Source organism: Lentilactobacillus hilgardii DSM 20176 = ATCC 8290, assembly GCF_000159315.1.
Taxonomy (GTDB): Bacteria; Bacillota; Bacilli; order Lactobacillales; family Lactobacillaceae; genus Lentilactobacillus; species Lentilactobacillus hilgardii.
This window is the reverse complement of the sequence record NZ_GG669993.1, coordinates 528,314-541,091: the sequence shown is the minus strand read 5'-3', so window position 1 is coordinate 541,091 and position 12,778 is coordinate 528,314. Positions and strand designations below refer to the sequence as shown.

The 12,778-nt window shown below is 38.2% G+C and carries 9 protein-coding genes and 1 tRNA gene; 9 read left to right on the top strand and 1 reads right to left on the bottom strand.

All coding sequences use genetic code 11. The features are described from left to right. The first annotated feature begins 13 nt into the window (after positions 1-13). The 3 genes from HMPREF0519_RS06685 to HMPREF0519_RS06675 are packed head-to-tail and all read left to right on the top strand — an operon-like array spanning position 14 to position 3,557. Complete coding sequence (locus tag HMPREF0519_RS06685) at positions 14-1,558, top strand: UDP-N-acetylmuramoyl-L-alanyl-D-glutamate--2,6-diaminopimelate ligase (protein WP_004561642.1); 1,545 nt, start codon at positions 14-16, stop codon at positions 1,556-1,558. Between the two features lie 6 nt (positions 1,559-1,564). Continuing rightward, positions 1,565-2,815, top strand: coding sequence for a carboxylate--amine ligase (locus HMPREF0519_RS06680; RefSeq protein WP_004561641.1), 1,251 nt, complete (start codon positions 1,565-1,567; stop codon positions 2,813-2,815). A gap of 13 nt (positions 2,816-2,828) precedes the next feature. Beyond that, positions 2,829-3,557 (top strand): aspartate/glutamate racemase family protein, encoded by a 729-nt coding sequence (locus tag HMPREF0519_RS06675; RefSeq protein WP_004561640.1) that lies wholly within the window; start codon positions 2,829-2,831, stop codon positions 3,555-3,557. Between the two features lie 80 nt (positions 3,558-3,637). Here the strand turns inward: HMPREF0519_RS06675 and HMPREF0519_RS06670 are convergent, their stop codons facing one another. Next, on the bottom strand, positions 3,638-3,976 hold the full coding sequence (locus tag HMPREF0519_RS06670; RefSeq protein ID WP_003560793.1) for a DUF1516 family protein: 339 nt from the start codon (positions 3,974-3,976) through the stop codon (positions 3,638-3,640). A gap of 151 nt (positions 3,977-4,127) precedes the next feature. On the opposite strand from HMPREF0519_RS06670, the gene HMPREF0519_RS06665 reads away from it, so the two are divergent. From HMPREF0519_RS06665 to HMPREF0519_RS06640, 6 genes are all read left to right on the top strand, one after another. Further along, positions 4,128-4,198: transfer RNA gene (locus tag HMPREF0519_RS06665), tRNA-Gly, on the top strand. 316 nt (positions 4,199-4,514) lie between these two features. Continuing rightward, positions 4,515-6,206 (top strand): arginine--tRNA ligase, encoded by a 1,692-nt coding sequence (gene argS / locus HMPREF0519_RS06660; RefSeq protein WP_040472735.1) that lies wholly within the window; start codon positions 4,515-4,517, stop codon positions 6,204-6,206. A 209-nt stretch (positions 6,207-6,415) separates the two neighbouring features. Further along, positions 6,416-8,509 carry a PBP1A family penicillin-binding protein gene (locus HMPREF0519_RS06655; RefSeq protein WP_225428938.1) on the top strand — a complete coding sequence of 698 codons (2,094 nt, stop codon included), beginning with the start codon at positions 6,416-6,418 and terminating at the stop codon, positions 8,507-8,509. Between the two features lie 67 nt (positions 8,510-8,576). Beyond that, positions 8,577-8,921, top strand: a complete 345-nt coding sequence (locus tag HMPREF0519_RS06650; RefSeq protein WP_003560787.1) for a YlbF family regulator — start codon at positions 8,577-8,579, stop codon at positions 8,919-8,921. An 81-nt stretch (positions 8,922-9,002) separates the two neighbouring features. After that, on the top strand, positions 9,003-10,226 hold the full coding sequence (locus tag HMPREF0519_RS06645; RefSeq protein WP_004561637.1) for a metallophosphoesterase family protein: 1,224 nt from the start codon (positions 9,003-9,005) through the stop codon (positions 10,224-10,226). Continuing rightward, positions 10,226-12,772, top strand: coding sequence for an ATP-binding protein (locus HMPREF0519_RS06640; RefSeq protein ID WP_004561636.1), 2,547 nt, complete (start codon positions 10,226-10,228; stop codon positions 12,770-12,772). The genes HMPREF0519_RS06645 and HMPREF0519_RS06640 overlap by 1 nt, the downstream gene beginning before the upstream one ends. Positions 12,773-12,778 lie beyond the last annotated feature (6 nt).

The following is a 12,778-nucleotide window of genomic DNA, read 5'->3' as shown; positions in this document are numbered from 1 at the left end:
ATTAGAATGGAAGGTGCATATATTGGCACAAATTACTGTTGATGAAGTGTTAATGCTTCTTAAGGAACATGATTTACTAGTCAAGAGTCAATTTAGTCGCTTGGACCAAAGTTTCCAATCAGTTGCCTACAATTCTAAAGTTGTTTCTGATAATTGTTTGTTTTTTTGTAAGGGAAACTTTCGAGAAGCGTATTTGGCAGACGCCCAGCAACGTGGTGCCAGTGGATATGTTTCAGAAAAGCAATATCATAATGTCACTATTCCAGGAATCATCGTTAAAAATATTCAAAAATCAATGTCGCTGCTAAGTGCGGCATTTTTTGGGTTTCCGCAGAATAGCTTACCAACGATTGCATACACTGGAACAAAAGGTAAGACGACATCTGCCTACTTTACCAAATCGATACTGGATAAGGTTTATGATCGAAAAGTGGCATTGTTCTCCACAATTAATACGGTTGTTGGAAATAAGTCTGAAGATGTGATTAAATCCAGTTTGACAACACCGGAGTCTTTAGATTTGTTTACAAACATGAATAAAGCAGTTCAGAACAACATGACCCATTTGATTATGGAAGTTTCTTCACAGGCATATAAAAAGCAGCGAGTTTATAATCTTCGTTATGATGTCGGCGTTTTCTTGAATATCTCACCAGACCATATTGGTCGAAATGAACATCCGACGTTTGCCGACTATTTACATTGTAAGGAACAATTGTTGGTTAATTCAAAAAAGTGTGTCATCAATGCTGACAGTGATCATATGGTGGACGTTTACTATACTGCAAAAGCTACCAGTCAGCCCGAAGATATTTTTGTATATCATCGTAAAGGGTCGACAATGAACGAACAATTGCCTAAAGATTTTGAATATCAGTCGCTCGCTGATTCCTTAAGTGAGAATAAAATTCAACTTATTTCTGTTAGTGATAAAGCAAAACAACTTGGAATAGATGGTACTTATGAAATCAGCATTGCCGGTGATTATAACGAGGGTAATGCCGTTTCTGCAGCTATTACAAGTGCTATGATGGGAGCGCACCCAACAGAGATTGAATATGGATTGTCTCATACGACGGTTCCGGGTCGAATGGAAATTTATTCAACAAAGCAACATGGCACAATTTATGTTGATTATGCGCATAACTATGGCAGTTTGCATTCAGTTCTGGATTTTCTTAAAAAGCAATCGCCGGATGGAAACGTGATTGTTATTACGGGAAGTACAGGAGACAAGGGAATTGACCGTCGTGAGGGGCTGGGAAAAGCAATTAATGAATCAGCCAACGTAGCTTATCTAACAACGGATGACCCGGCAACTGAAGACCCCAAAGTAATTGCGGATGAAATTGCGGCTTATATTGATCCAGCACGCGTTAAAACAAGTTACATTGCTGACAGAACGTCTGCTATACAAAAAGCCGTTTTGGAAAGTAAACAGGGGGATCTGGTTGTTGTGGCTGGCAAGGGTCATGATGCCTTTCAAAAAATTAATGGAAAAAATGTGCCGTATGCGGGCGATGCGACAATAGTAGCAAATTTAGTGAAAGGACTATGACTTTAAATGACTAATCAAAGCACCGACTTCACCCCAGTTTTATTAGGCAGTGATTTTAATGTCTATGGTATGGCTCGAAGCTTGTACGATATTTATGGCAAACCGGTTAAAGCGTTTGCTGAGGTAAGTTTGGCACCAACCCGGTATACGAAAATTGTTGATTTGGAATTGATTCCTGGATTCAGTGAAGATCCGGTTTGGATTGATGAGATGAAGAAAATCAAAAAACGATATGCTGATCATAAGGAACCTGTTATTTTAATTGGTTGTGGTGATGGTTATGCTGAACTTATTTCAAAACATAAGGCAGAACTCGAAGATGTTTTTGTATGCCCATATGTTGATTATGAAATGCTTCGGAATTTGAACAATAAAGAGAATTTTTACAAGATGTGTGATAAGTATGACTTGCCATATCCAAAGACAAAGATCATCACAAAAGCGATGTATGAGTCTGGTGAGGAAATAACACAACCCTTTGGATATCCAGTTGCGCTCAAACCTGCAAATAGTGTTGAGTGGCTTGATATTCATTTTGAAGGACGTAAAAAGGCATTTATTATTCAAAATGAAGCAGAATTTAAAGACGTTGTCGCAAAAAGTTATACTAACGGTTATACGTCGGATTTCATTCTTCAAGATTTCATTCCTGGGGATGACAGTCATATGCGGACATTAAACGTTTATGTTGATAGGAAACATCAAGTCAAGTTGATGTGTTTGGGGCACCCGCTGTTGGAAGATCCTGCACCGGCAGCAATTGGGAATTATGTTGCAATTATTCCTGAATATAATCAAGATATCTATAATCGGGTTCAGAAATTTTTGGAAGAGATTGAGTTTACCGGTTATTGCAATTTCGATATCAAATTTGATACACGTGATCAATCTTATAAGTTGTTTGAAATTAATTTGCGGACCGGAAGAAGCAGTTTCTTTGTGACCCTTAACGGCTATCACCTTGCCGATTGGGTTGTACAGGACTATGTTTATGATTCATTGGCAGATCAACAAACAGTTTATGCAAATAAAGATAAACAGCATTACTTCCTTTGGTTAGGCGTAACACCAAAGATTTTTGAAAAGTATGCAAAGGAAAATGACGTAAAAAAACATGCCATGCAATTAATTGATGAAGGTCGCTATGGTGATACATTTTGGTACGCTAAGGATAAAAGTTTAAAGAGATTTGCGTTATACAAATGGATGATGCATAACTATGTTAAAGACTATAAACGTTACTTTGTCGCCAAATAAGGACTGAAATTAAATGAAAAACTTTTTTACAATTATTGGTGGAATGGGAACTGAGGCTACAGAACTTTTTATTCATATTCTAAATGAACGAACACCTGCCAAAAAAGACCAGGAGTATTTAAATTATATATTGGTTAATCATTCAACCATTCCTGATCGAACTGACTATATCTTGGATCATAGTAAGCCCAACCCGTTTATTCCGTTGGCCGAAGATATTAAGCAGCAGAGTCAATTAGATCCAGACTTTTTCGTTATTCCATGTAATACTGCTCATTACTCGTTTGACGATCTTCAGGCGTTGACCAGTGTTCCGATTTTGCATATGCCCAGGGAGACTGTGAAAGAGATTAAGCATGATGTTCCCAGTGCAAAGCGAGTTGGGCTGATTGCGACACGTGGAACTCTTCATGATGGTATATATGATCAGGAGATTCGCCATGCGGGCTATGATTTGGTAAAGCCTGACGAAAAAACGGCTAATCAGACAATGGAATTGATCTACGATGATATCAAAGAAAAGAATCAGGTTGACGGTGATCTGTATCATCAAATCCTGTCGACAATGGTTAATAAGTTTTCCTGTGATGTTGTTATTCTTGGTTGTACTGAACTATCCGTTGCCCAACAGCGGGCAGGCGACCACTCATTTCCAGTGATTGACGCACAAACGGTATTAGTAAAGCGAACAATTGAATTGGCACTAAAGAATCGAGGAATTGCTGATAAGCAACTAGATTAAAAAGACTCCAAAAATCGGCTGCAATAGTTTCACAAATTAATTAATTGCATAGTTTATGCAAAAGTAAAACGGTCAGCTTTTTAAAAGTTGACCGTTGTTTGTATGCCCGCACCGATGATTCCCAAAATGATGAGAATCCAAAGTAGGCGGGGTGTGTAATTAATTTCCTGTTTTCTGCCATATGCTGTTTCGGATAAAGCAATGATAATCAGCGTTATTATGGCACCAATTCCAACTAATAGTGAATGGCGATGGAATGAGCGCAGTCCAATGACAACTTGGCTGATAACAATCATCCAATAAAATAACCGAGAGATCATCATAGAATCGATGACCCGTTTTTTTATATTTCGAGTAAGTCCCCAAATAAAATTAATAAGTAAAATTGCCCAACACATGTAATTGAGTGTAATCCACATTCCGCGATCACCCTTTCAATATTAAGTATCTTTAATTTGTAAGAAAATTGCAATTGTTTTTTATTTTCTTTATAGATAAAAAATGTTTATAAAAATGTTTATGACAAAGGCACGCTGGCATGATATAATATTTATTAGTTATTCTTGCCATGCGGGTATAGTTTAGTGGTAAAATCCAAGCTTCCCAAGCTTGTGTCGCGGGTCCGATTCCCGTTACCCGCTTCGTACAAAGTATGATGTACGATCCAGGTGGTTGTTGTATTTGTTGACAAGTTAGTGACAACAAGTTAACATACATCTGGTACATGATGATTATTCAATAATAAAAGAGGAGTAGTTGGTTAATTAAGTAATGAGCGATTCCGGGATGGTGAAAGCCGGGATACTTATCCAACGAAGCGTGCTTTTTAGAATACTAAATTAAAATAAATTGAGCGGATATTTATATCAATTAGAGTGGTACCGCGGGGTTACTCGTCTCTTACAATTTTTTGTTGTAAGGGCTTTTTTTGTATAGATATCTATGGAGGGAACAGCAATGGATTACAAAGCACAAGTTACTAATTCAATTCTTAGCGTTTTAAACGATGAACTTTCATCAGCAGAAGTGTACGAAAAGTTGGCACAACCGAAGTCACTATCGATGGGCGATTTAGCATTCCCAGCCTTTTCGCTGGCTAAAGTTTTTCATAAAGCACCAAACCAGATAGCTGCGGATTTGGTTTCAAAAATTGACCAAACATCTTATGAAAAAGTTGAAGCAAAGGGCGCCTACATTAACTTCTTTTTGGATAAGGGTAAGTTTAGCGGACAGGTTTTAACAACTATCATTGAAGAAGGCTCAACTTATGGCCAAAATGATAATGGTAAGGGCGGTAATGTGCCGATTGACATGTCATCGCCTAATATTGCAAAGCCTATTTCAATGGGACACTTACGTTCTACCGTTATCGGTAATTCAATTGCAAAATTACTTGTTAAAAATGGATATCATCCAATCAAGGATAACCATTTGGGGGATTGGGGAACGCAATTTGGTAAGTTGATTGTTGCTTATAAGAAGTGGGGCAATGAAGACGATGTCAAAAGGGACCCTATCAATAATTTGGTTAAGTATTATGTCAAATTCCATAAAGAAGATAAGGAACATCCAGAACTCGATGACGAAGCTCGGGAAACTTTCAAGAAATTGGAAGATGGCAATGAAGAGGAAACCGAGCTTTGGAAATGGTTCCGTCGAGTATCTTTGGAGTCATTTAATAAAATTTATGACAAATTAGGTGTTACTTTCGATACGTTTAATGGGGAAGCTTTTTATAACGATAAAATGGATGAGGGTATCCAAATCTTGAAGGATAAGGGTCTTTTAGTTGAGTCACAAGGCGCCCAGGTTGTCAAGCTGGATAAGTATAAGTTAAATCCTGCTTTGATCCTTAAGAGTGATGGGGCAACACTTTATATCACCCGTGATATTGCGACTGCTATTTATCGTGACCGCACATACAAACCAGCCATGAATTTATATGTGGTTGGTTCAGAACAAACCTATTACTTTAAGCAATTAAAGGCCGTTTTACTCGAAATGGGATTACAGTCAGCTGAAAACCTTCATCATATCCCATTTGGTTTGATTACAGTCAATGGCAAAAAATTATCGACTCGTTCTGGAAGAATCATTCTTTTAGATGAAGTTCTTGACGATGCAATTAATCTTGCGAAAAAACAAATTGAGGCCAAAAACCCTGATTTGGAAGATAAAGATGAAGTTGCCAAGGAAGTTGGCGTTGGCGCTATTATCTTTGGCGATTTAAAGAATGAACGAACTAACAATATTGATTTTGTTTTGGAGGATCAACTTAAATTTGAAGGTGAGACTGGTCCTTATGTTCAATACTCGCATGCGCGTGCTGAGAGCATTCTTAAGAAGGCCTCATCCATTGACTTCCACACCACTGACAAAGAACTGGACGATCCTGCTGCATGGGAAACTGTCACAGCTTTGAATGAATTCCCACATGTTGTGGAAAGTGCATGTAAAGACTTTGAGCCTTCTGAAGTTGCTAAATACTCACTGAAGTTGGCAAAAGCCTTTAATAAGTATTATGCTCATTCAAAGGTATTGGTTGAAGATGACAAATTAGGTGCCCGTTTGGCATTAGTCAAATCAGTTTCGATCGTGCTTAAGGAATCTTTGAATCTGTTGGGTGTTAAAGCACCAGACGCAATGTAATTTTAAAAATAAACGTGAGGTTGGGACAATGATCAGTTTGCCCTGCCTTTTTTTGTTTAAGATTGAGTACGCCATCTTTGGGCTTTGCAATGTTTGCCTTTTGTCCGGCAGGCGAACTGTTTTTTAAATCCCCCTTAAAATTTACAACACTTCAGTTTTTGAAATTAACACTTGTGATACAATGTGTTGTATCTACAAAGGAGAGACTAATGAATAACAACAATTCAACTAAATCTTCCCGAAGGTGGTTGGGATCACTTATCAGGAAATTTAATCGGTTTTGTAGAAAATTTCATCTTATTAAATGGCTGGTTGTCTTTTTTCTAACGGTGACACTGGTTGGAAGCATTTACTTAACTTTTCTTGCGAAAACGGCCCACGTTCAAAATCTGGAATCATCTTTGTCAAAGACGACTGAAATTTTTGATGCCAGTAATCAAAAAGCGGGTGAATTATATGCCCAAAAGGGGACATATGTTCATTTGAATAGGGTATCTCGAAATATTCCTAAGGCGGTTCTTTCAACTGAGGACCGAAACTTCTATCATGAACATGGGTTTTCTATTAAAGGGATCGGACGGGCCTTCTTTTTGCTTCTAAAGAATAAATTGCTTCATCATAACTATATTAGTGGCGGTGGAAGTACATTAACCCAACAATTGGTAAAGAATGCTTATTTATCACAAGAGCAAACTATGACCCGAAAATTCAAGGAATTGTTCTTGGCGATTCAAGTTGAGAATGTTTACTCAAAGAATGAAATTTTAACGATGTATTTGAACAATGCTTACTTTGGAAATGGTGTTTGGGGTGTCCAAGATGCTTCTCAAAAATATTTTGGCGAGAATGCCAGCCAACTATCTGTTCCTGATGCTGCAGTCTTAGCAGGGATGCTGACGTCGCCAAGTGCATTTAATCCGATTGATCATCCGAAAGCGGCCAAGTGGCGACGGAATGTTGTTCTTCAATTGATGGTTGAGAATCACAAGTTAACGCAAGCTCAGGCTAACTATTATAAAAAAATGCCCATTGAGGTCAGAGATACTTACGTTCGAAAGGATGGATACAAATACCCGTATTACTTTGATGCTGTTATTGATGAAGCGATTAGTAAATATGGCTTGACGGAATCTGAGATTATGAATCGAGGATATCGAATTTATACCAATTTAAATCAATCTCAACAGCAACAAATGCAGGCAACCTTTAAAAATAACACCTTGTTTCCTGCGAATGCTTCAGATGGGACGGAGGTACAAGCCGCTTCTATTGGGGTTTCGCCAACTACCGGAGGTGTTACCGCCGTTGTTGGTGGTCGTGGGCAGCATGTCTTCCGTGGTTACAATCGGGCAACCCAAATCAAACGCCAACCGGGATCGGCAATGAAACCGCTGGCGGTTTATACACCTGCACTAGAGGCGGGGTATAAATTTGACTCGGAATTGGTTGATAAGAAAAAATCATACGGAACCAATCATTACACACCAAAAAACTACAATAATGTGTATCAGGGAAAAGTCCCAATGTATGAGGCGCTTGCTCAAAGTATGAATGCCCCTGCAGTTTGGTTGCTTAACCAGATTGGGGTTGATCGTGGCTATCAGTCTGTTAAGGACTTCAATATTCCGGTTACAAAAAAAGACAAGAACCTTGCATTGGCCTTAGGTGGGCTGTCATCAGGTGTATCCCCACAACAGATGGCCGGAGCTTATACAGCGTTTGCCAATGGTGGAAAAATCATGAAGCCTTTCTACATTCGCAAAATTGTGGATTCAACCGGCAAGGTGATCGTTGATAATACGGCCAAGCAACAGGGACGACAAATCATGCCCGCCTCTGTCTCAAAACAGATGACCAGTATGATGTTGGGTGTCTTTAATAATGGGACAGGTGCAGATGCTAAACCTTACGGATATTCCGTTGCTGGAAAAACTGGTAGTACTGAAGCAGATAATACCGGTTCTTCAGATGCGACAAAGGATAAATGGATTATCGGATACACACCGGACTTGGTTGTTGCAACTTGGGAAGGTTTTGACAGTACCAGTCAAGCACATCATTTGGAAAACTTAAGCGGTACCGGTATGGGGCCACTCTTTAGAAACGAAATGCAAACAATGCTGCCTTATACTAGAAATTCCAGCTTTAACACCAAGGATGCGCAGACAATTGTTCAGGACCAACAAAATAGTCATAACAATCTCTGGGATACGATTCAAAAGAAAACGGAACAGTATTCTGATTCAATTGGACAAAAAGCAAAGCGTTTTATTGATGATGCTAAGAAATGGTTTGGCCAATAGAGAAAAAGTGTGAACATCAGTATTTGTATGTTAAAATTAACTGACTATAACAATTAAGGAGATTTTTATGTCTGATAAATTAATGGATACCGCATCCCAACTTCAAAGCGAATTAAAAGACGCTGCTCAGTTTGCTGATTTAAAGGCAGCGTTTGAGAAGATCAAAGCTGATCCGGATACTTTTAAGTTATTTACAGCTTTTCAAAAGCTGCAATTACAATTACAACAACAGCAGATGCAAGGTCAACAACCTGCTGAGACTGATATTAAACGAGCTCAGAATATGGCCAATCAGGTTAAAGAAAATGAGTCGATTTCCAATTTGATGACTAAAGAAAAGGCATTAAATGACCTCTTGAATGATGTTAATAGAGTTGTAACCCAGCCAATTATTGACTTATATCGTGATTAATAGAATGCCGAATTTAGTGATTGAAAACTAAATTCGGCATTTTTTACGTACATAATTATATAGAAGGGAACGGTTTTTGAAATGAAATTTATTCATGCAGCAGATCTCCATTTGGATAGTCCCTTTTTAGGCTTACAAAACCATACGATTCCCAGGGATCTTTGGGATAAAATTCGAAATTCAACGTTTACTTCTTTTGAAAGAATCGTTAATGATGCAATTGAACAGAATGTTGACTTTGTGTTGCTTGTAGGAGATCTATTTGATCGAAATGATCATAGTGTTCATGCTGAAACTTTTTTGGTTCAACAACTGAATCGGCTTAATGATCATCAAATTCCCGTTTTGATCTCATTTGGAAATCATGACTATTTTAGTGGTCGTGTTAATCAACTGGGTTATCCGGAGAACACATATGCTTTTAGCAATAAAGTGGCAACTACCACTTTATTATTAAAGGATGGCCAACGGGTAGCGATTTCAGGATTTAGTTTTGGCAGTCAATGGATTAAGGATCCAATCATACAGGATTATCCTCAAGCAAGTAACGCAGATTGGAATATTGGTATGTTACATGGTAGCTTGGCCACTTTAAACTCTCCGGAGGCCAATTATGCCCCATTTAATTTAAATCAGTTACAAGAGAAAGGATATGATTATTGGGCACTGGGGCATATTCATAAAAGGCAGTCGCTAAATCCCCAAAAAACGATTAATTACTCTGGGAACACGCAGGGGCGACACATTAATGAATCTGGTGAAAAAGGTTATTTAATGGTGGAAGCAGCGCAACATGTTTTAAAGCCAAAATTTGTTGCAACAGCGCCAATCATTTGGCAAACAATCCAAATTGAATTCAATGGTGAATCCGTTGGTGAACTACCGGAAACCATTTTTAGCCATTTGGCGTCACTTAATTTTTATAAATTAAGTTTTCTTAAAGTGGTTCTAGATAGTCATATAACGATTCCATCGGACATACTAAAGGCCATTTTTGACGGTACATTTTTGACAGCACTTCAGAATTTAAACACTCAAAACTGGCAGCAGTTAAATTGCTGGATAACATCAATCAAAGTTCACCAATCTAAACCAGTGATAATCAGTCGTCTGGACCAAGCCTATTTTGATCAAGCAAAGTCGGAGACATTTACGAAAGAAACATTATTCGACTTGGCTGGTTCTCTGAAGGCATTAAGCTTTATTAATGATGATTTGAATGCTCAAGATACGTTAAACGATATTTTTAATCGTTCAACAGCGATTCTTCAGGAGAATATTGATCATGAAGAGGGTGATTCATAATGATGATCGACTATTTGAAAATATATGGGTATGGTAAGTGGATTGATACGGAAATTCCTTTTAATCAATCGTTAGAGATGATATATGGTCCAAATGAAGCTGGTAAAAGCACGATTATTGACTTCATCATTTCTGTCTTATTCGGGTTTCAAAGTAAACGGCAGGCAATTCATGGCCAATATATTCCCAAAAATCATCAAGATATGTATGGCGGTGAGATTATCTTTAGATATAAAGGCCACCGTTACCGGTTGATTCGGACTAAAGGACCAAAAGGCGGGACGGTTCGATTTTTTGATGAAAATCAACATACCGAACTAAGTGAAGATGATTATCATAAAATCATTTCTCCTTTGGATCGAAACGCCTACCAACAACTTTTTTATTTTGATGGAGAAGATCAACAAGCTGCGTATCAAATGAGTGAAGATGAATTGCGTACGCGTATTCAACAGATTGGGATTACCAATTCAGACCAGTGGTTTGGTCTTCAAAAAGAGCTGGAGAAACAAGCGAAGTCAATTTATTCAGAGCGTGGACGAAAGCCTGAACTTAATCTTCAGCTAAAACGTTATCAAGAACTTGAAGATAAAGTACAATCAGCGCGACAAGATTATCTAAATTTTCAGGCGCTAAAAAAGGAAGCTGTAAATACAAGTAATCAGTTGCAAACTGCTCGGCGTAATTTGAAGAAGCTTCAAGACAGAAGTCAGGAAAATCAGCGAATTGCCTCATCATTTCCACTTCTGGCAAAATATAATGAATTGCAGTTGGTTAACGAATCGCAACTTCAAGAGGGATTTTCCGATGCAGACGTTTTGACATTTCAAACCTTGAACTCCCGTATTTCATCCTACCAGGACCAGTTAAAAGCTAATAAAAAACAAATGGAAGAGATAGCATCAGAAATCAATGAATCGCCATCACAAAGATTTTATGAACAAAACAAAGTGAAAATTGATGAGCTGACAGCTCAGTTAGTTGAAATTAAAAATAAATTGCCACAGTTTCGATTTGTAGATGAACAATTGGCAGATAATCAGCAACAACTCACTAAAACTCAAAATGACCTGCCAAGGAATAAAAGTGGTCAATTTCCAACTCCTTTTAATGATGCTGATCTGATATTGGTAACAACAATGTTAAATCAAAGTCAAAACGTTGAAACGAAAGCTGGAAGTCGACGTCAACAACGGGGGCGGTCAAATGATCGATCAAATTATCTGATCTACTTAATTGCCGGTATAATTGTGTTGCTGACTATTTTGCTACACCGTTTTGCTTTTAGTTGGATGGGATACTTTGCGGCCGGCTTTGTAGCCTGGTATGGTTTTAGTCAGCAGCAGACCGGTCGTGATCGGAGTGTCCAGTCGCAGTACGCGCAGGTAGGAAGGTTTGACGACCAATTAACGACTCTTGTGTCGAAATACCGATTAGAAGGGATTTCACAAAGTCAGTGGTTGTCAATTCAACCCGGTCTGAGACGTTTGTTGGATTTAATTGATCAAGAAAATAAACTGAAAAGTCAACAGACGTCTTATCTTCAACAAATAAATCATTTTTTAGCAAAGTGGCAGTTTGCGAGTCACTGGATTCCATCTAATGACGACGTTTTGACGCATCTTGCTATTATTGATCAAACAGTTTCTCAATGGCGAAGGCAGCAGGACAATTATCAAAGTAGGAAGGCAGGGTCTCGAGCCTATGAACAGACTATTGCGCACCTTCGAGATCAGCTCAGCAGCGAACAGGGAAAACTAATTGATTTCCTTTCTAAACGTCATTTAAAGTCTGAAGATGGTTTTTACGATGTGCTGAATAGACAAAAACATATTCAGGCAAAATTGGAAAGAAAAAAAGAGCTGTTTGACCAATTGAAATCGGCAGGTATGTCTGATTTTCAAGAGATGGATCGAGACGGTTTTCAAAGGCAATCAAGGGCATTAGAAAATGAATTGAGTCAGCTCCATGAACAAATTGATAACTTAACTCAAAAGCAGACAAAACTGACTATTCAAATGAATGATCTTATTAGTAATGGTCGTTATTACGATTTAAAGCAGGAATTGGCCAATCAGGAATCGGAAATCTTGGAGAATGTTCACAAATTCTTGGCAATTTCACTGAGCTATCAATGGCTCCAAAGAGTGCTTGATATCGCAACTAAGGGACGTTTACCAAAAGCGATAAAGGGCGCTAAAGCATATTTTAGCGTGATGACACAGGGAAATTATTCAGATGTCCGGTTCGGTGATCATATTATGGTTACTAGAGCGGATGGGGAACAATTTAATGTTAACGAGTTATCAAAAGGAACTTTGGAACAGCTTTATTTATCGTTAGTATTTTCGATGGCTGTTGGATTTAGTGATGACTATCCGTTGCCTATCATCATTGATGATGGCTTTATGAGTTTTGACGCAACTCGAAAAAAAGCGGCCTTTGATGTGATGAAAACAATTAGTAAACATACACAGGTATTGTATTTTTCAGCTCACCGTGATTTATCAGGTAATTTAAATACGATTGATTTAACAAGGATATAGGAGGGT

What these genes read in the sequence shown, in the direction of transcription:
- HMPREF0519_RS06680 (WP_004561641.1), top strand. Translation starts at nt 1,565, where the DNA reads ATGACTAATCAAAGCACCGACTTCACCCCAGTTTTATTAGGCAGTGAT.
- HMPREF0519_RS06675 (WP_004561640.1), top strand. Translation starts at nt 2,829, where the DNA reads ATGAAAAACTTTTTTACAATTATTGGTGGAATGGGAACTGAGGCTACA.
- HMPREF0519_RS06670 (WP_003560793.1), bottom strand. Translation starts at nt 3,976, where the DNA reads ATGTGGATTACACTCAATTACATGTGTTGGGCAATTTTACTTATTAAT.
- argS (WP_040472735.1), top strand. Translation starts at nt 4,515, where the DNA reads ATGGATTACAAAGCACAAGTTACTAATTCAATTCTTAGCGTTTTAAAC.
- HMPREF0519_RS06655 (WP_225428938.1), top strand. Translation starts at nt 6,416, where the DNA reads ATGAATAACAACAATTCAACTAAATCTTCCCGAAGGTGGTTGGGATCA.
- HMPREF0519_RS06650 (WP_003560787.1), top strand. Translation starts at nt 8,577, where the DNA reads ATGTCTGATAAATTAATGGATACCGCATCCCAACTTCAAAGCGAATTA.
- HMPREF0519_RS06645 (WP_004561637.1), top strand. Translation starts at nt 9,003, where the DNA reads ATGAAATTTATTCATGCAGCAGATCTCCATTTGGATAGTCCCTTTTTA.
- HMPREF0519_RS06640 (WP_004561636.1), top strand. Translation starts at nt 10,226, where the DNA reads ATGATGATCGACTATTTGAAAATATATGGGTATGGTAAGTGGATTGAT.